The sequence below is a fragment of the Enterobacter sp. E1 genome, assembly GCF_016809815.1.
GTDB classification, from domain to species: domain Bacteria; phylum Pseudomonadota; class Gammaproteobacteria; order Enterobacterales; family Enterobacteriaceae; genus Enterobacter; species Enterobacter adelaidei.
In genome coordinates this window covers 23,274-44,041 of the sequence record NZ_JAFBJM010000011.1, presented here as the reverse complement: position 1 = coordinate 44,041, position 20,768 = coordinate 23,274, and the positions used below count along the sequence as shown (strand labels likewise).

Annotated in this window: 17 protein-coding genes; 3 read left to right on the top strand and 14 right to left on the bottom strand. The window is 55.6% G+C overall.

Going from position 1 to position 20,768, the window contains the following annotated elements; all coding sequences use genetic code 11:
* Positions 1–47: 47 nt before the first annotated feature.
* On the bottom strand, positions 48–2,006 hold the full coding sequence (acs, locus tag JGF26_RS19965; protein ID WP_028017917.1) for an acetate--CoA ligase: 1,959 nt from the start codon (positions 2,004–2,006) through the stop codon (positions 48–50).
* A 423-nt stretch (positions 2,007–2,429) separates the two neighbouring features.
* Between acs and gltP the strand changes: the two genes are divergently transcribed.
* Entirely contained in the window at positions 2,430–3,743 is a 1,314-nt protein-coding gene (gene gltP / locus JGF26_RS19960; RefSeq protein WP_014830305.1) for a glutamate/aspartate:proton symporter GltP, read from the top strand.
* Positions 3,744–3,780: 37 nt separating this feature from the next.
* Here the strand turns inward: gltP and JGF26_RS19955 are convergent, their stop codons facing one another.
* From JGF26_RS19955 to fdhF, 3 genes are all read right to left on the bottom strand, one after another.
* The gene (locus JGF26_RS19955) at positions 3,781–4,455 is read right to left on the bottom strand and encodes a tetratricopeptide repeat protein (protein ID WP_134708612.1); all 675 of its coding nucleotides are present in this window, start codon (positions 4,453–4,455) and stop codon (positions 3,781–3,783) included.
* Positions 4,456–4,576: 121 nt separating this feature from the next.
* On the bottom strand, positions 4,577–4,729 hold the full coding sequence (locus JGF26_RS19950; RefSeq protein WP_134708613.1) for a Hok/Gef family protein: 153 nt from the start codon (positions 4,727–4,729) through the stop codon (positions 4,577–4,579).
* Positions 4,730–5,049: 320 nt separating this feature from the next.
* On the bottom strand, positions 5,050–7,197 hold the full coding sequence (gene fdhF / locus JGF26_RS19945; RefSeq protein ID WP_080351377.1) for a formate dehydrogenase subunit alpha: 2,148 nt from the start codon (positions 7,195–7,197) through the stop codon (positions 5,050–5,052).
* 256 nt (positions 7,198–7,453) lie between these two features.
* Here fdhF and JGF26_RS19940 point away from each other — a divergent pair, with 256 nt between their 5' ends.
* A complete protein-coding gene (locus JGF26_RS19940; protein WP_049007725.1) occupies positions 7,454–8,185 on the top strand; it encodes a response regulator transcription factor in 732 nt (243 codons plus the stop codon).
* Here the strand turns inward: JGF26_RS19940 and JGF26_RS19935 are convergent.
* From JGF26_RS19935 to JGF26_RS19910, 6 genes are read right to left on the bottom strand one after another with little or no spacing between them, the layout of a single operon-like run.
* Positions 8,182–9,186, bottom strand: coding sequence for a carbohydrate kinase family protein (locus tag JGF26_RS19935; RefSeq protein WP_028017911.1), 1,005 nt, complete (start codon positions 9,184–9,186; stop codon positions 8,182–8,184). The genes JGF26_RS19940 and JGF26_RS19935 overlap by 4 nt on opposite strands.
* Positions 9,186–10,046 carry a ketose 1,6-bisphosphate aldolase gene (locus JGF26_RS19930; RefSeq protein ID WP_028017910.1) on the bottom strand — a complete coding sequence of 287 codons (861 nt, stop codon included), beginning with the start codon at positions 10,044–10,046 and terminating at the stop codon, positions 9,186–9,188. The genes JGF26_RS19935 and JGF26_RS19930 overlap by 1 nt, the downstream gene beginning before the upstream one ends.
* A gap of 10 nt (positions 10,047–10,056) precedes the next feature.
* Positions 10,057–10,743 carry a D-lyxose/D-mannose family sugar isomerase gene (locus tag JGF26_RS19925; protein WP_028017909.1) on the bottom strand — a complete coding sequence of 229 codons (687 nt, stop codon included), beginning with the start codon at positions 10,741–10,743 and terminating at the stop codon, positions 10,057–10,059.
* Between the two features lie 49 nt (positions 10,744–10,792).
* Positions 10,793–11,734, bottom strand: a complete 942-nt coding sequence (locus JGF26_RS19920; RefSeq protein ID WP_134708614.1) for an ABC transporter substrate-binding protein — start codon at positions 11,732–11,734, stop codon at positions 10,793–10,795.
* A gap of 30 nt (positions 11,735–11,764) precedes the next feature.
* Positions 11,765–12,760: a COG4158 family protein gene (locus JGF26_RS19915; protein WP_049007722.1), complete on the bottom strand. Its 996-nt coding sequence runs from the start codon at positions 12,758–12,760 to the stop codon at positions 11,765–11,767.
* Positions 12,757–14,277: a sugar ABC transporter ATP-binding protein gene (locus JGF26_RS19910; protein ID WP_134708615.1), complete on the bottom strand. Its 1,521-nt coding sequence runs from the start codon at positions 14,275–14,277 to the stop codon at positions 12,757–12,759. Before JGF26_RS19910 ends, JGF26_RS19915 begins: the two co-directional genes overlap by 4 nt.
* A gap of 125 nt (positions 14,278–14,402) precedes the next feature.
* Between JGF26_RS19910 and JGF26_RS19905 the strand changes: the two genes are divergently transcribed.
* Positions 14,403–16,682 (top strand): hybrid sensor histidine kinase/response regulator, encoded by a 2,280-nt coding sequence (locus JGF26_RS19905; RefSeq protein WP_134708616.1) that lies wholly within the window; start codon positions 14,403–14,405, stop codon positions 16,680–16,682.
* On the opposite strand, the gene alsK is transcribed toward JGF26_RS19905, so the two are convergent.
* Genes alsK through alsA form a run of 4 tightly spaced genes read right to left on the bottom strand, consistent with a single transcriptional unit; the run spans position 16,636 to position 20,761 of the window.
* Complete coding sequence (alsK, locus tag JGF26_RS19900) at positions 16,636–17,580, bottom strand: allose kinase (RefSeq protein WP_134708617.1); 945 nt, start codon at positions 17,578–17,580, stop codon at positions 16,636–16,638. The two genes, JGF26_RS19905 and alsK, sit on opposite strands and share 47 nt — an antisense overlap.
* Positions 17,564–18,259, bottom strand: a complete 696-nt coding sequence (gene alsE, locus JGF26_RS19895) for a D-allulose 6-phosphate 3-epimerase (protein ID WP_134708618.1) — start codon at positions 18,257–18,259, stop codon at positions 17,564–17,566. The genes alsK and alsE overlap by 17 nt, the downstream gene beginning before the upstream one ends.
* A gap of 10 nt (positions 18,260–18,269) precedes the next feature.
* Positions 18,270–19,250, bottom strand: a complete 981-nt coding sequence (gene alsC / locus JGF26_RS19890; RefSeq protein WP_134708619.1) for a D-allose ABC transporter permease — start codon at positions 19,248–19,250, stop codon at positions 18,270–18,272.
* A complete protein-coding gene (gene alsA / locus JGF26_RS19885) occupies positions 19,229–20,761 on the bottom strand; it encodes a D-allose ABC transporter ATP-binding protein AlsA (RefSeq protein ID WP_134708620.1) in 1,533 nt (510 codons plus the stop codon). The genes alsC and alsA overlap by 22 nt, the downstream gene beginning before the upstream one ends.
* Between the last annotated feature and the right edge of the window lie 7 nt (positions 20,762–20,768).

Genomic DNA, 20,768 nt, shown 5'->3' with positions numbered 1-20,768 from the left:
GTTTTATTGTTCCCTCTCCCTTGCGGGAGAGGGTTAGGGTGAGGGGGTTACGAAGGCATTGCGATGGCCTGCTTCTCTTCGAGCAGTTTGTCCACCACGCCAGGATCCGCGAGCGTTGAGGTATCACCGAGATTGCTGGTGTCCCCGGCCGCGATTTTGCGCAGAATACGGCGCATAATTTTGCCTGAACGAGTTTTCGGCAGCGAGTCGGTCCAGTGCAGAACATCCGGTGTGGCAAGCGGGCCAATCTCTTTACGTACCCAGTTGCGCACTTCGGCATACAGCTCTGGCGACGGCTCTTCACCGTGGTTCAGGGTGACATAGGCGTAAATCGCCTGGCCTTTGATGTTATGCGGGATACCTACCACGGCGGCTTCAGCAATCTTCGGATGAGACACCAGTGCAGATTCAATCTCGGCGGTGCCCAGACGGTGGCCGGAGACGTTCAGCACATCGTCCACGCGCCCGGTTATCCAGTAGTAACCATCTTCATCGCGACGCGCGCCATCGCCACTGAAATACATGTTTTTAAAGGTGGAGAAATAGGTCTGCTCGAAGCGTTCGTGATCGCCGAATAACGTGCGCGCCTGACCTGGCCAGGAGTCAGTGATCACCAGGTTGCCTTCGGTTGCCCCTTCAAGCGGATGACCTTCGTTATCCACCAGGGCAGGCTGTACGCCGAAGAATGGGTTCGTTGCAGAACCCGCTTTCAGTTGGGTCGCACCTGGCATTGGGGTGATCATAAAGCCGCCGGTCTCGGTCTGCCACCAGGTGTCCATCACCGGGCATTTCTCGTTACCGATCTTCTTCCAGTACCACTCCCAGGCTTCCGGGTTGATAGGCTCACCCACAGAACCAAGAATACGCAGGGAAGAGCGGTCAGTACCTTCGATGGCTTTATCGCCTTCTGCCATCAGCGCACGGATCGCCGTTGGCGCAGTATAGAGAATGTTGACCTTGTGTTTGTCGACCACCTGACACATACGCGCTGGCGTCGGCCAGTTTGGTACACCTTCAAACATCAGCGTGGTGGCACCGCAGGCCAGCGGGCCGTACAGCAGGTAGCTGTGTCCGGTGACCCAGCCCACGTCGGCGGTACACCAGTAAATGTCACCCGGGTGATAGTCGAAGACGTATTTGAAAGTAGTGGCCGCATAGACCAGATAGCCGCCGGTGGTGTGCAGCACACCTTTCGGCTTGCCGGTCGACCCGGAGGTGTAAAGAATGAACAGCGGATCTTCCGCATTCATCTCTTGCGGCTGATGCTGGTCGCTCGCTTTTTCAATCAAATCGCTCCACCACAGGTCGCGACCTTCTTTCCAGTCGATCTTACCGCCGGTACGCTTGAGCACCACAACGTTGCTGACGCTTTTCACGTTCGGGTTTTTCAACGCTTCGTCGACGTTTTTCTTCAGCGGAATACTGCGACCAGCGCGCACGCCTTCATCGGCGGTGATCACCAGTTTAGAATTTGAATCGACAATACGACCGGCAACCGCTTCTGGCGAGAAGCCGCCGAAGATGACGGAGTGGATCGCACCGATGCGCGCGCATGCCAGCATGGCAACCGCCGCTTCGGGTACCATCGGCATATAAATAGCCACGACATCGCCTTTTTTAATGCCCTTTTCCAGCAGGACGTTGGCGAAACGGCACACGTCGCGGTGCAGTTCTTTGTACGTAATGTGTTTGCTCTGTGAGGCATCATCGCCTTCCCAGATGATTGCCGTCTCGTTCCCGCGCTCGGCAAGGTGACGGTCAAGGCAGTTCGCCGCCAGGTTCAGCGTGCCATCTTCATACCATTTTATGGAGACGTTGCCTGGCGCAAAGGAGGTGTTTTTCACCTTCTGATAAGGTTTGATCCAGTCAAGGATATGACCCTGTTCACCCCAGAAGATGTCCGGGCTGTTGATAGATTGCTGATATTTCTCGTGGTACTGCTCCGGGGTGATCAGGCAACGGTCCGCAATGTTTGCGGGAATGTCATGTTTGTGTATTTGGCTCATGGCTTTTTTTCTCCTTGTAAGATGTTAATAATATGTCGCAAAAACGTTAATTGTAGGGGCTTTACAAGCTTTGTTTATTATTTGGGCGGCAGATCACGCATTGTTTGAATAGTATGAAAAATGAGCGAATGAAACTTTGAAGAAAAATAATTTAGCGAGCCGATTATTCACAAATTAACATAAAAAAGCGTTTTTATAACAAAAGGTTATTTATCGGGATTGTCACAAACTCGCGTCATAGCAACTTTTTGTAGTGAAACGCATCGTTCTTTAAGGCTTGCGCAACATACCGTGCAAATGATACTCATACGCCGCGTTAAAAAATCCCATAAACCAACGCAACACAATTCATACCCTTTCAGTATGGCTCCATATTCATGCAGTTTGAGTGATCAGGGAGCTTCATTGAGGAAGTCAGTTTCTATGAAAAACGTTAAAGTCAGCCTGGCCTGGCAAATTTTGCTAGCCCTTGTGCTGGGCATCTTGCTGGGCAGTTACCTCCATTATCACAGTGACAGTCGCGAATGGCTGATTGCGAACCTGCTCTCGCCAGCAGGTGATATCTTTATTCATCTGATCAAGATGATTGTGGTACCGATTGTGATCTCGACGCTGGTGGTCGGTATTGCGGGCGTCGGCGATGCGAAACAGTTAGGCCGTATCGGGGCGAAAACCATTATCTATTTCGAAGTGATCACGACGATTGCCATTATCCTGGGCATTACGATGGCGAATGTGTTCCAGCCAGGCTCCGGGATTGATATGTCGCAACTCGCGACGGTGGATATTTCGAAATACCAAAGCACAACTGCTGATGTGCAGAGCCATGCGCATGGACTGATGGGCACAATCCTGTCGCTGGTTCCGACCAACATCGTGGCGTCTATGGCGAAGGGTGAGATGCTGCCTATCATCTTCTTCTCGGTGCTGTTTGGTCTGGGTCTCTCTTCCCTGCCTGCGACACACCGTGAACCATTGGTGACGGTGTTCCGCTCAATCTCTGAAACCATGTTCAAAGTGACTCACATGGTGATGCGCTATGCGCCGGTTGGGGTGTTTGCACTTATTGCTGTGACCGTAGCGAATTTCGGTTTCGCCTCCCTGTGGCCGCTGGCGAAGCTGGTGATTCTGGTGCACTTCGCCATCCTGTTCTTTGCGCTGGTGGTGCTGGGCATCGTGGCGCGTCTGTGCGGGCTGAGCATCTGGATCCTGATTCGTATCCTGAAAGATGAGCTGATTCTGGCCTACTCCACGGCAAGCTCTGAGAGCGTGCTGCCGCGTATTATTGAGAAGATGGAAGCCTACGGCGCACCGGCGTCGATCACCAGCTTCGTGGTGCCAACCGGCTACTCCTTTAACCTGGATGGCTCTACGCTGTATCAGAGTATTGCGGCGATCTTCATCGCTCAGCTGTACGGGATTGACCTGTCGCTGTGGCAGGAGATCGTGCTGGTGCTGACCCTGATGGTGACTTCAAAAGGTATCGCAGGCGTACCGGGCGTTTCGTTCGTGGTGCTGCTGGCAACGCTGGGTAGCGTCGGGATCCCGCTGGAAGGCCTGGCATTCATCGCCGGTGTTGACCGTATCCTCGACATGGCGCGTACGGCGCTGAATGTGGTGGGTAATGCGCTGGCGGTGCTGGTGATTGCCAAGTGGGAACACAAATTCGACCGTAAAAAAGCGCTGGCGTATGAACGCGAGGTGCTGGGTCGTTTTGATAAGACGGCTGACCAATAATGTAAAAAGCCGGGTGGCCTGCGCCACCCGGCAATGTTTACTCCCCGCTCAACGCGTCAAACTCTTCGCATCCCGTATCAAACCCTTCAGTACAACTCAGGTTCAACCAGTACAGCGCTTTCTGTTTATTGGGGGTGATAAAGCCTTTCTCACCCTGTCTGAACAACATTCCAGCCCAGTACTCGGCGTAGCCCGTACGTGAAAGTGCTGAACTGCGTTTAAACCATGATGCCGCCTGAACATCGTCCTGAGCCACTTCTACACCGTTGGCATAAATCAAACCCAGCAGCAGTTGCGCATCTACCGCCGAGTCATTGTCGATATCTTCGGTTGCCGTTTGCAGCAGTTTGATGGCCTGTGGATAGTCGGTTTTGCCTGCCTGGGTGTTGACCAGCACGCGTGCCAGCATGATCGCACCCCGTTTACTGCCTGCGATATTCGCCTGCTGGGCCAGTGCTTTAGCCTGCGCGTAATCACCCTGCGTAAACTGGATTTGTGACAACAGCGCCATCGCATCGACGTCGCCCCCTTTTGCCGCTTTCTCTGCCCACAGCGCCGCCTGTTTGCTGTCGCCAGAGCTGAAGTACGTATCGGCAAGATAATACTGGGCGCGGGCATCACCCGCTTCAGCTTGCTTTTTATACTGGCTGCCAATCTCATCGGCACGGGCAAGCGACGTAAAAACTAACAACAACAGGAAAATGTGTTTCATGGATTCTTATCATCTTGGTACATGCCGCGCAGTATAATCGCGGTGACAGAAGAAAAAAATGGGTGCATTAAGACCTCAGCATCCGACAAGCCGGGCGGAACCGTCGCTCCGCCCGAAGAGGTTAGCCTGCGTTGCAGGCTAATTTCGCCGCCACCTCCTGATGTTCACTCTTTATTGTGAGTTCGCATAACTTACCGCGATTAATAAAGGTAAATATCACTATCGTCAGGTAAATAATAAAGACAATGCCTAACGCAGTTTTTAATGGCGTCATGCCTTTTACTCCTTGTGAAAACTAGAATAAGAGGCTACTCTCAACCTGTTGGTGTTGAGGGGTAGCCTCGGGTAAATGACGATTTCCCGGGGCTTTCCACTTTCTGTCCCTCAACAATGCTCAAGACAGAAAGTCTTAAGCACCCGCCGCACATCTTATCCCTCTGAATTAAAATGCAAAGATGTAATTCTTGTTTGCGTAAATTACATTATTTCTGCGAGCGGCTTTCCAGAATAATAATTGATATTTCGAATGCTTTAAGCGGAAATAAAAAGGGAGTGAATATCTCACTCCCTTTATTCACTGATGAATTAACAGCTTCAACCCATTGCGCTTTCGCGCAGTCGGGCTTTCAGCTTGTTATATTCGTCGATGACATACTGTTCCGCAGCGTGCTGATCCGCAATTGGCTCCACGTTGACGGCGCAGTATTTATACTCCGGCGTTTTAGTTATCGGGCTTAAGTTCTCCGTCACCAGCTCGTTACAGGCACCAATCCACCACTGGTAGGTCATATAGACCGCACCTTTGTTAGGACGGTCGCTGACCTGCGCACGAGTAATGATTCGGCCTTTACGAGAGTTCACCCACACCAGCGCTTCATCCTCAATACCGAGACGGTCAGCGTCGGCGGTGTTGATCTGCGCATAGCCTGGTTCATCCGCCAGTGCCGCCAGCGCGGCACAGTTGCCCGTCATGGAACGACAGGAGTAGTGGCCAACTTCACGCACGGTGGAAAGCACCATCGGATACTCATCGGTGAGTTTGTCGATAGGGGCGACCCAGTCACACGTGAAGAATTGTGCCAGTCCGTTCGGGGTGTCGAATTTCTCTTTGAAGAGATACGACGTGCCCTGATCAGCCTCTGACTCATCCCGGCACGGCCACTGGATATACCCCAGTTCACCCATTTTTTCGTAAGTGGCACCAAAGAAATCCGGGCACAGATGACGCAGCTCGTCCCAGATCTCCTGAGTGTTGTTGTAGTGCATTGGGTAGCCCATGCGTGTGGCGATTTCGCTGATGATCTGCCAGTCCGTTTTCAGATCCCACTTCGGCTCTACCGCTTTAAAGAAGCGCTGGAAGCCACGGTCTGCTGCCGTATAGACACCTTCATGCTCACCCCAGGACGTTGACGGTAGAATCACATCCGCCGCTGCCGCGGTTTTGGTCATAAAGATATCCTGGACAATCACCAGCTCCAGGTCCTCAAACCCTTTGCGCACCGCAGACAGCTCGGCGTCGGTCTGGAGCGGATCTTCGCCCATGATGTAGGCCGCACGCACTTCGCCGTGCGCCGCGCGGTGCGGCAGCTCGCTGATGCGATACCCGGTGTGTTCCGGCAGACTTTCCACCCCCCAGGCCTTCGCGAACTTGGCGCGGTTCTCCGGGAATTTCACGTACTGATAGCCCGGATAAGTATCCGGCAGTGCACCCATATCACACGCGCCCTGCACGTTATTCTGACCACGTACCGGGTTGACGCCAACGTGCGCCTTACCCAGATTCCCCGTCAGCATGGCGAGGCTGGTCAGAGAACGCACGGTTTCCACCCCCTGGTAGAACTGGGTCACGCCCATGCCCCACAGGATCGCGGCGGTTTTCGCCCCGGCATACATCCGTGCCGCCTGGCGGATCTCCTGCGCGCTAACGCCGGTTATCGCTTCTACCGACTCTGGCGTATAGCCTTCGACAATTTTCCGGTACTCGTCAAAGCCTTCCGTACGGGTGGCGACAAACGCCTGGTCGTACAGGTTCTCCTCAATAATGACGTGCCCCATTGCGTTCAACAGCGCGATGTTCGAACCGTTTTTCAATGCAATGTGCATATCGGCAATGCGCGCGGTTTCAATTTTGCGCGGATCGCAGACGATGATCTTCGCCCCATTCTGTTTGGCGCGAATAACATGGTTCGCGACGATAGGGTGAGAATCCGCAGGGTTATAGCCGAAAATAAACACGAGATCGGTATTATCTATCTCGTTGATCGCATTACTCATTGCGCCGTTACCGACCGACTGGTGCAGACCTGCAACCGATGGGCCGTGTCAGACGCGAGCGCAGCAGTCGACGTTATTGGTACCAATAACGGCGCGCGCGAATTTCTGCATTACATAGTTCGTTTCATTTCCCGTCCCACGTGAGGAACCGGTGGTCTGAATGGCATCAGGGCCGTATTTGGCCTTAATGGCACTCAGGCGTGAGGCGACGTAATCCAGCGCCTCATTCCAGGAGACGGCTTCCAGCTTGCCACCGCGCTCGCGGCGGATCATAGGGGTTTTCAGGCGCGGGGTGAGGATTTGAGTATCGTTAATAAAATCCCAGCCGTAGTAACCTTTCAGGCACAGCGTGCCCTGATTGGTTTTCCCCTGCGCGGCCTCCGCCCGGACGATTTTGCCGTTATCGACCACCAGGTGAATTTTGCAACCTGAGGCACAATAAGGGCAAACCGTGACGACTTTTTTCATCAGTCTGCTCCAGTTAATCGAATCTTTCGCACCCACTATGCAGCTTCTATGCCATGTTTTTTATATGGGTATACCCAGACTTTACGGCCCATTTGCAGTGAAAACCCTGACGAAAAGCAGCCAATCGTCAAAATTGACGTGTCGACAGGGCAGCGGATGTGACATGGGTTGAATTTTCGTGACTGAAAAAACTATTTGACTGGAGCCGACGGCAGAATGGTTCAGACTTAAAATAATCCCCTGACGGAAGCATGCGATGAAACCGGCGATTCTGGTGGTTGATGACGATATTGCAGTCTGCGAACTGCTTCAGGATGTGCTGAGTGAGCACGTCTTTAGTGTGCTGGTCTGCCATAACGGCCAGGATGCCCTGAACCGTGTTCATCAGGAGCCGAATATTGCCCTGGTTCTGCTGGATATGATGCTGCCGGATATCAACGGTCTGCAGGTTTTGCTGCAGCTGCAAAAGCAGCGTCCGGCGCTACCGGTGGTCATGTTAACCGGGCTGGGCAGTGAGTCAGACGTGGTGGTGGGGCTGGAGATGGGGGCCGACGATTATATTGGCAAGCCGTTTAACCCGCGCGTGGTGGTCGCCCGCGTTAAAGCCGTGCTGCGTCGCACGGGCGTGCTGGCCGCAGACGTTCCCGTGCCGAGTGTAGAGGGGGTTACCTTTAACGGCTGGACGCTGGATACCGCGCGCTGTGAACTGAGCGATCCTAACCGTAACACCGTACCCTTAACACAGGGCGAGTACGGCTTGCTGCTGGCACTCACGCAAAATGCTCGCCGGGTACTGAGCCGTGATCAATTGCTTGAGTTGACCCACAGCGAAAGCGCCGAGGTCTTTGACCGCACTATTGATGTGTTAATCATGCGCCTGCGACGGAAAATCGAGGCCAATCCGCACCAGCCTGCACTCATTAAAACCATCCGTGGACTGGGCTACGTTTTTGCCACCGACGTCTCTCACAGCGAAAAAGCGGCCTAGGTATTCTCTTTAATAAACAGCTGCAACTCGGCCAGCGTTTTCGCGCCGTCAATCGCATTGGCGGCCAGCAGGCTTGCCCGCGCGCAGGCGTGTGCCAGATAAATACTGTCCGTTAGCGACAACGATTCATGGCAGCCGTATAAAAAGCCCGCACAAAAGGCATCTCCCGCGCCAACGCTGCCGATGATCTGTTCCTGTTCCAGCAACCATGACGGGATCCAGCGGCCTTGCTCACCCGGCGCTTCACCCCATGCGCCTTCCGGGCAGTGGATCACCACGCGCTGACGAACGCCAGATGCCAGCAGTTGAGAAGCGGCCTGGGCAATATGGGTAATGTGCAGTGCATCATGCTCGTCACGCATCTCCAGCCCGCTAAACTCTCCGGCTTCCAGCTCGTTAATCACCAGATAATCGAGATGGCGAAGGGCAGGGAGCACCAGTGGCTGGTAGCGCGGGTCGCCCTTGCGGGACACCAGATCGAGCGACGTTTCATACCCCTGCTCGCGCATTTGCGCCAGCAGCCGCGCGCTACGGGTGCCAAACTCGTCATCGGGCATGTCCAGGCTGTCGAGCAACAGCAAATAACCGAGATGGAAGATCTTCATCGATCCGTCTAAACGATCGAAGGCGGGAAGATCCAGCAGACGGTTTGCCCCTGGCGAGTGGAAAAAGGTGCGCTGTCCGCTGGGATCGGTCATGACCTGCGACATGGAGGTCGGTGCAAAGGTGGTGCGCTGTACGCGCTGACGGTTGACGTGGTACTGGTCGAGCATTGCCAGAATGTAGTCCCCGTCGCTATCTTCACCAATCAGTCCCACGGCCTGCAGCGGCAGGCCAACGTGCATTTTCGCCAGCGTCAGAAGGACGTTGAGCGGCGCGCCGCCGGTGGAACGTTCGCTGTGGGTAATTTCTGCCAGCCAGCCGCGTTCTGGCCACTGCACGATCTGATGGACGTGATCCACCAGCATATTGCCCGCAGCGATAATCCCTTTGCGTTCCATTATGCCTGCCCCGCGCTGCCAAAGATGCGCATCTGTTCTGCGACCGTATCGGAAATCGCCTCTTCTATACTCAGCAACAGTTCGGCAAACTCGTCATAAAGTGGCTGGCGTTTTGCCATACGCTGCTCAACGGCGGACAGAGCCGCTTGCGACATCCCGGTGTAGAAATTGATTTTATGAATGCCCAGTTCGATGGCGCGACGAAAATCGGCATCGCTAATCCCGGAACCTCCATGCAGCACCAGCGGCAGACCCGTCTGCTGGCGAATCGCATCCAGGCGTGGGAAGTCTAGTTTCGGCTCGCCTTTGTATTTGCCGTGTGCATTACCAATGGCGACGGCCAGGGCATCAATACCCGTCAGATCGACAAATTCGCGTGCCAGTTGCGGATCAGTATAAAAGGCTTCATCCGCATGCCCATACAACGCGCCGCCTTCGTCACCGCCAACCGCGCCCAACTCAGCCTCCACCGAAACACCCACCGCGTGGCACATCTTCACGACTTCCCGCGTCTGGCGAATGTTTTCCTCGTAACTCAACGCGGAGCCGTCGAACATCACCGAACTGAACCCCAAACGCAGGGCGCGCACCACTGCCTCGAAGTGCAGACCGTGGTCGAGGTTGAGGACCACGGGAATATCGTGGCGAGCGGCCTCGAACTTCACCGCTTCGACAAGCGAATCCAGCGACACATACTTAAAATGCACTTCGGCGATGTTGATGATAAACGGCGATCGTTCCTGCCTGGCGGCGGCAAACAACGCACGCAGGAAATGGGAGTCGAGTACGTTAAACGCACCCAGTGCGTAGCGGTGCTCTCTGGCGTGCTCAAGACCGTCGGCAAGAGAAATCAATGGCATCATTCACTCCTTAAATCCGAAACAGGCTGTACTCGTTGCACAACACCAGTACCGCCGGTTCGTCTTCTTCAATACTGTTGTAGCGCGCGATGGGCTGCAGAAAATGGTTATCGTGTTCGTCATCGTTCACGGATGACACTTCGCCCACCAGAACGTCGCCAAACCCGCGTTCGCCCCAGAAACTGTGATACAGGCCGGGCGTGAGACAGATGCTTTCCCCTGGTGTGAGGCGCAACTGGCTACCGGGCGCGTGGGTCTGTCGACAGCCGTCGACGGTGACCGTAACATCGGTATTTTCGGTCTCTTCATGCCCTCCGGCATTCCACAACTCTATGATCAGATTTCCGCCGCCCCGGTTGATGATGTCTTCCCGCTTGCGCCAGTGGAAATGCATCGGCGTGACCTGGCCGTCTCGCACGTGCATGATTTTTTCTGCGTAGCATTTTTCATACGGCACCCCGTTGGGGGAGCCATTGCGCAGAGTAAACAGCGTCAGGCCCTGGGCGGCAAAATTGTTGCCACCGAATGCCGTCACGTCCCAGCCGAGCCTGAGGTCGAACACTTCCTGCCATGCGGTCTGGTCAAGCTGCTGCCATTTTGTTGGCGGAAAGCTGGCAAAAGGGGGGAGGTGCACATCGTGCATGGAGAAAAACTGCCGCGTGTGGCCGAGGATTTCGTTGATGTCGGAGCGTTTCATGGGGACTCCTTGAAAACAGTCCCCTCTCCCGGTGGGAGAGGGGAAAGGGTTACTTAACCGTCCATCCCTTATAGGTTCCGACATTCTTTTTATCGATCATCGTCACCGGGATCAGCACAGGCGCTTTCGGTGCAGGCTGGCCCTGTAATATGTCATAGCCGATCTCCACCGCTTTTGCCGCCATCACCTGCGGATCTTGCGCTGGGGTCGCCACAAACAGGGAGTTTTCCCGCTTCAGCGCTTCTTCACCGTCCGGGCTACCATCCACGCCAACGATAAAGAACTCGCTGCGTTGTGCCTGTTTGGCTGCCAGATCGGCACCGATCGCGGTGGGATCGTTAATCGCGAACACGCCGTCGATCTTCGGATTGGCGGCCAGTAAGGAGGTCATCACTTCCAGCCCACCCTCACGGCTGCCTTTAGCGTTCTGGTTATCTGAGAGCACCTTGATATCCGGATGTTTTTTGAATTCTGTCTGACAACCTTCCACGCGGTTCTGTACCGCTGACACCGGTGGCCCGTTGATGATCACCACATTGCCTTTACCTTTCAGGCGGTCGGTTATGTACTTACAGGCCATTTCGCCTGCCTGGGTGTTATCGGAGGTGATGGTGGCATCTGCCCCTTCCGCTGCCACGTCAACCGCGACCACCACGATCCCGGCGTCCTTCGCGCGTTTTACCGCCGGGCCGATACCTTTGGAGTCCGCCGCGTTAAGGATGATCATGTCCACTTTGGCGGCAATAAAGTTGTCGATCTGCGCCACCTGCTGACCCAGATCGTAACCGCTGGAGACCAGCGTGACTTTAACGTTATCCCCCGCCAGTTTGCGCGCTTCCAGCTCGGCACCTTTGGTGATCTGCACGAAGAACGGGTTAGCCAGGTCACCCACCGTCACACCGATGGACTTCAAATCTTTCGCCTGCGCAAACGGCGTTGCGGCAAGCAGTGCGCCAGCACAGAGCGCGGTCACTAACGGTTTCAAACGCATCTTTTCTTCCTCGCTTGTAGGGTATTGTTGTTATGCACTTTGATGGTGTCGGGTACGGTATTTGTCGATCAGCACCGCAATGATGATCACCGCCCCTTTGATCACCAGTTGCCAGAAGTAGGAGACGCCCATTAGCGTCATGCCGTTGTTGAGGGTGGCGATGATCAGCGCACCTACCAGCGTGCCGGTGATCGTGCCGATCCCGCCGACAAAGCTGGTACCACCGAGGATCACTGCTGCGATTGCATCCAGCTCGTAACCCATGCCCAGATTGCCGTTGGCGCTGTAAAGTCGCGATGCGCTCATGATCCCGCCCAGGCCAGAGAGCAGACCGCTCATGCCGTATACAAACAGCAGCACCATCCAGACTTTAATACCGGTCAGTCGTGCCGCCTGCATGTTGCCGCCGACCGCATAGATGTGAACCCCAAGCGTGGTGCGGCGCAGGATAAACCAGCACACCGCAATCACTGCCAGGGCGATCACCACCAGCCAGGGAATGGGGCCGAGATAGTTATTACCGATCCACTCAAAATTGATGTTTGAGTTAATGACCGTTGTGCCGTCGGCCAGAAGATAGGCCGCGCCGCGCAGCGCGGTATAGGTCCCGAGCGTGACGATAAAGGGCGGCAACCCGGCAAAGGCCACCAGCGCACCGTTGAACAGGCCCAGCACCATGCCGAGCATCAGCGCGGCCGGAATGGAGAGCATCGCAAATTCAGGGATAAGCGAGACCACCATCGCCGCTACCGCCGTGGTACCCAGAATCGAGCCTACGGAGAGGTCAATACCGCCGGTTAAGATGATGAATGTCATCCCTGCCGCCAGCACGATGTTGATCGAGGCCTGACGGGTAATGTTGAGCAGATTGCTCTCGGTGAAGAAGTTAGGGGCGATAAAACCAAATACCGCCACAATCAGGATTAAAATCGGCAAAATACCGACCGTTTGCATCAGATCGCTCATCAGCATTTTTTTGGCGGAGGCGGATTTCGCCACCTGCTGCGGATGGGTAGGAGTTGTCATGATTGCACCGCCTGATGATGAGTGTCGTTCACGCCGGTTGCCAGCGTCATAATGTTTTCCTGAGAGATGTCATGCCCGTGGAGTTCACCCGCAATGCTGCCTTCACGCATGACGTACACCCGGTCACTCATGCCCACCACTTCCGGCAGTTCGCTGGAGATCATCAAAATCGCCACGCCCTTGCGCGCCATCTGGTTCATGATGCGGTAGATCTCGCTTTTCGCGCCGACGTCCACGCCGCGTGTTGGTTCGTCCAGAATCAGAATGCGCGGGCCGATTGCTACCCAGCGGGAGATCAGCAGTTTTTGCTGGTTACCGCCTGATAGCCCACCTGCGCGCACCTGAGAATGGGGCACGCGGATGTTAAGCAGGGCGATGGCGTCATCGGAAATGGACTGTGCTTTTTTGCGGTTAAGCATGCCGAAGGTTGCGTCGCGCTCCAGCGTGGCCATGGTGATGTTCTCCTGCGCCGCCAGCTCCAGGAACAACCCCTGTTCCTTGCGGTTTTCAGTGAGAAAACCGATCCCGTTTTCAATTGCCGCACGCGGGGAGTGGATCACTACCGGCTCGCCATCAACTTCAATCATGCCGCCTGTGGCTTTGCGCGCGCCGAAGATCAGTTGTGCCAGTTCGGAGCGGCCAGCCCCCACCAGGCCCGCCAGACCGACAATTTCCCCTGAACGTACCTGCAGGCTGCAAGGCTGTACTTTTTTACCGTCGGTGAGGTGGTGAACGTTGAGACGCGGGCTGCCGAGTGGAATATCCCGTTCTTTGTTAAACAGATCGCTTAAGGGGCGACCGACCATCATCTTCACCAGCTCAGAGGCGTTCAGTTTGTCGCGGGTCAGGCTACCGACGTACTGCCCGTCACGCAGAACGCTGACGCGGTCGGAGAGTTCGTACACTTCCGCCATCCGATGGCTGATATAGATAATGGCCATTCCTTCATCGCGCAGGCGCAGAATCAGCTCAAACAGGCGATGGGTTTCTCGTGAGGAGAGGGCCGCGGTGGGTTCGTCCATCACCAGAATGCGGCTGTTGCGGTGCAGTGCGCGGGCTATTTCCACCTGCTGCTGCTCGGCAATGGTCAGCTTCATCACCAGGTCGGTGGCGTTAAAATGTGCGCCAAGGCGCTCAATCACTGCCTGCGCCTGGGCAGCCATCTCTTTACGCTGTACTAGCCCGCCCCGAGACAGCTCGCTGCCGAGGAAGATGTTTTCGGCGACGGTCAGATTGGGTGCCAGCTGCATCTCCTGATAAATCAGGGTAATGCCTGCGGCCAGCGCATCTTTTGGCCCCTTGATGTGAAACGGCTGACCGTCGATCAGGATCTCACCGCTGGTGGCGGTATAGGCTCCCGCGAGGATCTTCATCAGCGTGCTTTTTCCCGCGCCGTTTTCACCCATCAGCGCGTGGATCTCACCGGGGAAGACCGTCAAATCCACACCCTTGAGCGCGCGGAAATTGCCAAACGTCTTGGCAATGTGACGCATCTCTAATACCGGGGTTCTGCTCATGGCGGATCTCCTGTGAATGTCGATATCTGCACTTCATCACAGGTGCGTAAATGCAAAATGTCAGAAGCCGTTCATATTTGTCATAGTTATGAATAGCTAATGTCGATCACAGTTACGGAGCTAACATGTCATCACACCGCCCCCCGTTTTTTGCCAGCGCCCGTGGTCGCCTGCTGATTTTCAATCTGCTGGTGGTCGCCGTGACGCTCATGGTCAGCGGTGTGGCGGTGCTCGGCTTCCGTCACGCCAGCCAGATCCAGGAGCAGGTTCAACAGCAAACGCTGGATGACATGACCGGCAGTATGAATCTCGCACGGGATACCGCCAGCGTGGCAACGGCGGCGGTGAGGCTTTCGCAAGTCGTAGGGGCGCTGGAATATAAAGGCGAAGCTGACCGGTTGAAGCAGACGCAAATGGCACTGCGTCACTCGCTGGAACAGCTTGCTGATGCGCCACTGGCGCAGCAGGAACCGGCGCTGGTGGCGCGAATTATTCAGAGAAGCAATGAATTACAGCAGAGCGTGACGGAGATGCTTGAACGCGGGCAGCGACGCCATCTGGAACGTAATGCGCTGCTGAGCTCGCTGTATCAGAGTCAGAGCTACTTACGGCATTTGCAGGATATCAATCGTCGTTACGACAGTAATATCCCGGATGCACAGCAGCTAATGGAGATGGACAGGCTGATTATCGCCGCTATCGACACCCCCTCGCCGCGCGCCACGGTGCAGCAGCTGGATGCGGTGACGGCAACGCTGCCGCGGAGTGCGGCGCAGCCGGTGGTTAATGGCGTCCTGCCCGATTTTAACGACGAACTGCGTAAGCTCGCGCCGCTGTCGAAGCAACTGGAAGAAAGCGATCTGGCGATAAGCTGGTATATGTTCCACATCAAGGCGCTGGTAGCGATCCTCAACAGTGATATTAATCAGTACGTCGAACAGGTGGCGCAAGCCTCCCGGCTTCGCACGGCCCAGAGCCATCACGAATTGCAATCTATCAGCGTATTTATCAGCATTTTCGCCGTGCTGGCGCTGATCATCACCGGATGCGCCTGCTGGTATATCTATCGCAATCTGGCCTCAAACCTGACGGCCATTTCCCGGGCGATGTCGCGTCTCGCCCATGGCGAACAGGATGTTTCTGTCCCTGCGCTGCAACGGCGTGATGAGCTGGGTGAGCTGGCGCGTGCGTTTAACGTTTTTGCCCGCAACACCGCCTCACTTGAGCACACCACGCGTCTGCTGAAAGAGAAAACCACGCAGATGGAGATCGACCGCATTGAGCGTCAGGGGCTGGAAGAGGCACTGCTGCACAGCCAGAAGATGAAAGCCGTTGGACAACTGACGGGTGGGCTGGCGCATGATTTTAATAACCTGCTGGCGGTGATCATCGGCAGTCTTGAGCTTACCGATCCGGAATCAAAAGATGCGCCGCGTATCACCCGGGCACTGAAGGCTGCCGAACGCGGTGCACTCCTCACTCAGCGCCTGCTGGCGTTTTCCCGTAAGCAATCCCTGACGCCGCACGCGGTCGAGATGAAACCGCTGCTGGAAAACCTCAGGGAACTCATGCTCCACTCCTTGCCTGCGACCCTGACGCTGGAGATTGAAGCGCAATCCCCCGCCTGGCCCGCATGGATAGACGTCAGCCAGCTGGAGAACGCCATCATCAATCTGGTGATGAATGCCCGCGATGCGATGGAAGGGCAAAGCGGGGTGATTAAGATCCGTACCTGGAATCAGCGCGTCACCCGTAGCGACGGGCGCAGGCAGGATATGGTGGCGCTGGAGGTGATTGACCGCGGCAGCGGTATGTCGCAGGAGGTGAAATCCAGGGTCTTTGAACCGTTCTTCACCACTAAGCAGACCGGAAGCGGGAGTGGGTTAGGTCTGTCGATGGTCTACGGCTTTGTCCGCCAGTCAGGTGGTCGCGTAGAGATTGAAAGCGCGCCGGGGCAGGGGACGACCGTTCGGCTTCACCTCCCGCGCTCGATGCTGCCCGTTATGTCTGAGGATGAAGTGCTCTCTGCCACCGCCGCCGGTGATAGCGAGCGGCTGGTGCTGGTGCTGGAAGATGAGGCGGATGTTCGTCAGACCCTGTGCGAGCAGCTGCACCAGCTTGGCTATCTGACGCTGGAGGCGGAGAACGGTGAGCAGGCGTTGAGAATGCTGGAGGTCTCACCGGATATCGGCATGTTCATCAGCGACTTAATGCTTCCCGGCAGCTTAAGCGGCGCGGAGGTGATTAACCACGTACGCACCCGCTACCCGCAGCTTCCGGTGCTGCTGGTGAGCGGACAGGATCTACGTCCGGCGCATAACCCTCAGCTGCCGGACGTCCCGCTCCTGCGCAAGCCGTTCAGCCGTGTACAGTTGGCGCAGGCATTGCGCAAGGTGATGGCATAAACTGCCGGCGGGCCAGCGCCGCTGCGCCCTGCGCCCCGTTAAAGGACGACGACGATGCCGCGATAAAACGCACCGCGTCATAGGGCAGCGGACGGCGAAGATGCTGTTTAATCTGTGCAATCAGTGCGTCGCGCGGAAAATCGGGCATATCCATGACGCCGCCGCCGAGAATGACCGCATCCGGATCGAAGAGGTTGACGCTGGTGGCAATGGCGCACGCGGCATGGGCGAGCAACTGCTGCACAAAGGGTTCGTTGCGGGCGGCGGTAAAGATTTCGCCCATTGCGTAATCCCGCGGCCGCTGCTCGTACCACTGCTTGAGGGCGATGCCGGAGCAGACGGTTTCCAGACATCCGGCGTTGCCGCACCCGCAGCGAAGGGACATCTTCCCCTGTGGAATATGCCCCAGCTCTCCCGCTACGCCGTGCGCCCCGGTCCATGGCGCGCCGTTCAGCCAGATGGCAAAGCCCATCCCCGTACCAAGATAGACCGCCAGCACCTGCTGCTGCTGAAGATGATGCTGCACCACGTCAAACGAGAGCTGCAGGTTAACGTCGCGGGAAAACTCCACCGGGCAGCACAGGGTGGCCTCCAGATGATCTGCCAGACCGTGCAGCGTATTGGCCTGCAGCGGCAGGTTGGGCGTCGATATAATGGTGCGCTTGTCTTTACCCACCAGGGCCGGAAAGCCCATCACCAGCCCACGACAACGCACCTGATAGCGCCGAAGCTGGGCGTTAATCAGTGCCGCCACGCCCTGCACCACGCCGGGCGCAATCACATCCGCCGTACGCTGTTTTTCGCAGTGAAGCACGGTGCCGTCTTCGCGCTGTAGGCAGAAGCGAATATGGGTCGCCCCCATATCCACTCCGGCGACCACGTCAGGCTGTTTTTGCATGGGGTATTACCTCGTTTCTGGCCGACAGGATCTGACGCGCCATCTGCTGCCACGCCTCGTCGATATTCTCTGCGTTATTGAACAGGCCAGAGGTGCCGACGATAAACACGTCTGCCCCGGCGGCCATCAGCTTGCGATAGGTGGCCTGATTGCAGGAGCCGTCGATCTCAATTTCATAACTCAGCCCTTCGCGCTCACGCCAGGCCTTCAGTTCAGCAATTTTATCCAGCATTTCCGGAATGAACGGCTGCCCGGCAAAGCCCGGATCAACGGTCATCACGGTAATTTTTTCGGCTTTGTGAATATAGTATTTCATCGCCTCGACCGGGGTTTCCGGGTTGAGGATCAGGCCGACCTTCATGCCGTGGCGGCGGATTTCTTCAATCAGCCGGAACGCCTGACCGTTGATGGTTTCCGGGTGCAGGGTGATGAAATCGGCCCCTGCCTGCGCCAGCTGGCTGATGTAATCCTGCGGGCGAGTCACCATCAAGTGGCAGTCCAGCGGCTTGGTCGCCAGCTTTTTCACCTGGCCGACAAAAAACGGCGACAGTGTCAGGTTCGGGACAAAGTGACCATCCATGATGTCGATATGGAAGTAGTCCGCGTGCTGATCAATGAATTCGATCTGTTCTTTGAATTTCAGCAGATCCATACACATTAAAGAGGGAGAGATTTTCATGGTGGATTCCTTACTTACTGATCAGTCTATCGAGGGCGACAGCGGCGATAATCAACCCGCCCATCACCACCAGCTGGTAATAGGTCTGAACCTGGAGAATGTTAAGTCCGTTATTGATGGTGCCGATAATTAACCCGCCAATGACGACCGAGAAGATGCGGCCTTTGCCGCCGAAGAAGCTGGTGCCGCCGATAATGGCGCTGGCGATAGCGTAGGTTTCAAAGCCCATTCCGGCCAGCGGCTCCGCCGCCCCCAGACGCGCGGTAGAGACCACGCCTGCCAGCCCTGCGCACACGCCGGAGATGATAAACACCACCAGAATGTGAAACTTCACGTCGATGCCGGAGTAGAAAGCCGAGTTCTTGTTGCCGCCGAGGGCGTAGATATTGCGTCCGAGCCGCATCCGGGTGGTGAGGAACCACAGGATCACCGCCACAATCAGCGAGAAAATCACCGGAACGGGGATGCCTAACACGCTGGCGGCAAAGAAGTTCACAAACTCGAACGAAAAGCCGTACACCGAGTTGGCGTCGGAGATCACCAGCGTAATACCGCGGAAAATAGCGTTGGTGCCGAGGGTGATAATGAACGGATGCAGCCCAGTCCAGTTCACCAGACAGCCGTTGATGGCCCCGAGCACACCGCCGACCAGCACTCCGCCAATCAGCGCCGCGAGGAAAGGGTCGACGCCCGCCAGCATCAGCTTGGCGGTGACCATGCCGGAGAGGGCAAGGATTGCGCCGACGGAGAGGTCAATGCCCGCCACCAGAATGGCAAAAAACTCGCCCATCCCGATTAATACCGTCACCGAGCTTTGAACAAAAATCTGGGTGATGTTGTTGGTGGTCAGGAAGTACTCCGACGACAGCGTGCCGAAGATGGCCACGATGATCGCGAGGATGAAAAAGGTGCCGTACTTGTCCCAGAACAGCGCGAAGTTAAACGGCTTCTTCTCGGCCATATCGCCTTTCACTCTTGTGGTAATGCCCATACCATGATCTCCTCTTCGCTCATGTTGTCGCGATTGGTCAGGATTTGCGTGAGTCGCCCTTCGCAGAACACGGCGATGCGGTCGCAGACGGCGATAATTTCAGGAAGTTCGGATGACACCATCATGATGACCTTGCCCTCGTCGGCAAGACCGCGCATCACCTTGTAGATTTCGGCTTTCGCACCGACGTCGATGCCGCGGGTGGGCTCATCAAAAATAATGACTTCCGGGTTGCAGCACAGCCATTTGGAAATCAGCACCTTTTGCTGATTTCCGCCGGAAAGCTCGGTGATGTTTTGCTCGATGCTATGGCATTTCAGCGCCAACAGCTGTCGCTGCGCTTCGGCAGTTTTGCGCTCCTCGCTTTCCCGGAACAGCCCCATCGCCCCTTTGTAGCCGCCGTTTTTCAGGCTATGGCTGACCGCCATGTTCTGGGCGATAGAGAAGTTCGGGAAAAAACCGTTTTCCCGGCGGCTCTCGGTGATGTAGGCCATGCCCTTTTTCAGCGCATCCAGCGGCGAGCGCGGGGAGATGGTTTTGCCGTTAAGACGGATTTCACCACTGCTGCGTTTATCCACGCCGAACAGGCAGTCCATCAGCTCGGTGCGGCCAGAGCCCACCAGCCCTGCGAAGCCGAGGATTTCACCTCGGTTCACGCTGAATGAAATATCGCGGACCTTTTTCTTGTCCCGGCTGGTGACGTTTTTCACCTCGAACACCGTGTCGCGCTCAACGTTACCGGTGCTCTCTTTCATGGCGTTAAAGCGGTTTTGCAGCTCGCGGCCCACCATCAGGCGCACAATGTCGTCGTTCGACACGTCACTCACCATGCCACTGCACACGCTGCTGCCGTCTTTCATGACCGTGTAGCGGTCGCAGATGCGGCGAATCTCCGCAAGCTTATGAGAGATATAAACAATCGCCGTTCCCTCTTTGCGCAGCTGGTTCATGATCAGGAACAGATAATCCACCTCTTTATTGGTGAGCGAGGAGGTGGGTTCATCCATGATGATTACTTTGGCGTCGAGCATCAGGGTTTTGGCTATTTCCAGCATCTGTTTGTGGCTGATAGATAAATTTGCCACTTTTTCATCTAAATCCACTTTTAGCCCGATGCGCAATAACATCATCGCTGCGCGAATACGCATCTCTTTCCAGTCGATAATACTGACGCCAAACGCTTTCTTCGTCAGGTGGCGGCCAATATAGAGATTCTCCAGTACCGTTAATTCATCAATTACGCTGAGTTCCTGATAAATAATGCCAATACCGAGCTGAGCCGCCAGTTTATGATCGAGTTTGTCGTATTTTGTTTCTTTAATAGTAATGGTGCCTTTGGTCGGTTCATGTATTCCCGACAATACTTTCATTAAGGTTGATTTACCGGCACCATTCTCCCCTAATAAGGCGTGAATCTCGTGGGGATATATAGTTAAATCAACCGATTTTAATGCGTGAACCGGACCAAAGGATTTGCCGATCCCCGCCATTGATATATATGGCGTGACCATGTTAACT

Excerpts from the sequence above, each read along its gene's own strand:
- acs (WP_028017917.1), bottom strand. The coding sequence starts at position 2,006 with ATGAGCCAAATACACAAACATGACATTCCCGCAAACATTGCGGACCGT.
- gltP (WP_014830305.1), top strand. The coding sequence starts at position 2,430 with ATGAAAAACGTTAAAGTCAGCCTGGCCTGGCAAATTTTGCTAGCCCTT.
- JGF26_RS19955 (WP_134708612.1), bottom strand. The coding sequence starts at position 4,455 with ATGAAACACATTTTCCTGTTGTTGTTAGTTTTTACGTCGCTTGCCCGT.
- JGF26_RS19950 (WP_134708613.1), bottom strand. The coding sequence starts at position 4,729 with ATGACGCCATTAAAAACTGCGTTAGGCATTGTCTTTATTATTTACCTG.
- JGF26_RS19940 (WP_049007725.1), top strand. The coding sequence starts at position 7,454 with ATGAAACCGGCGATTCTGGTGGTTGATGACGATATTGCAGTCTGCGAA.
- JGF26_RS19935 (WP_028017911.1), bottom strand. The coding sequence starts at position 9,186 with ATGGAACGCAAAGGGATTATCGCTGCGGGCAATATGCTGGTGGATCAC.
- JGF26_RS19930 (WP_028017910.1), bottom strand. The coding sequence starts at position 10,046 with ATGCCATTGATTTCTCTTGCCGACGGTCTTGAGCACGCCAGAGAGCAC.
- JGF26_RS19925 (WP_028017909.1), bottom strand. The coding sequence starts at position 10,743 with ATGAAACGCTCCGACATCAACGAAATCCTCGGCCACACGCGGCAGTTT.
- JGF26_RS19920 (WP_134708614.1), bottom strand. The coding sequence starts at position 11,734 with ATGCGTTTGAAACCGTTAGTGACCGCGCTCTGTGCTGGCGCACTGCTT.
- JGF26_RS19915 (WP_049007722.1), bottom strand. The coding sequence starts at position 12,760 with ATGACAACTCCTACCCATCCGCAGCAGGTGGCGAAATCCGCCTCCGCC.
- JGF26_RS19910 (WP_134708615.1), bottom strand. The coding sequence starts at position 14,277 with ATGAGCAGAACCCCGGTATTAGAGATGCGTCACATTGCCAAGACGTTT.
- JGF26_RS19905 (WP_134708616.1), top strand. The coding sequence starts at position 14,403 with ATGTCATCACACCGCCCCCCGTTTTTTGCCAGCGCCCGTGGTCGCCTG.
- alsK (WP_134708617.1), bottom strand. The coding sequence starts at position 17,580 with ATGCAAAAACAGCCTGACGTGGTCGCCGGAGTGGATATGGGGGCGACC.
- alsE (WP_134708618.1), bottom strand. The coding sequence starts at position 18,259 with ATGAAAATCTCTCCCTCTTTAATGTGTATGGATCTGCTGAAATTCAAA.
- alsC (WP_134708619.1), bottom strand. The coding sequence starts at position 19,250 with ATGGGCATTACCACAAGAGTGAAAGGCGATATGGCCGAGAAGAAGCCG.
- alsA (WP_134708620.1), bottom strand. The coding sequence starts at position 20,761 with ATGGTCACGCCATATATATCAATGGCGGGGATCGGCAAATCCTTTGGT.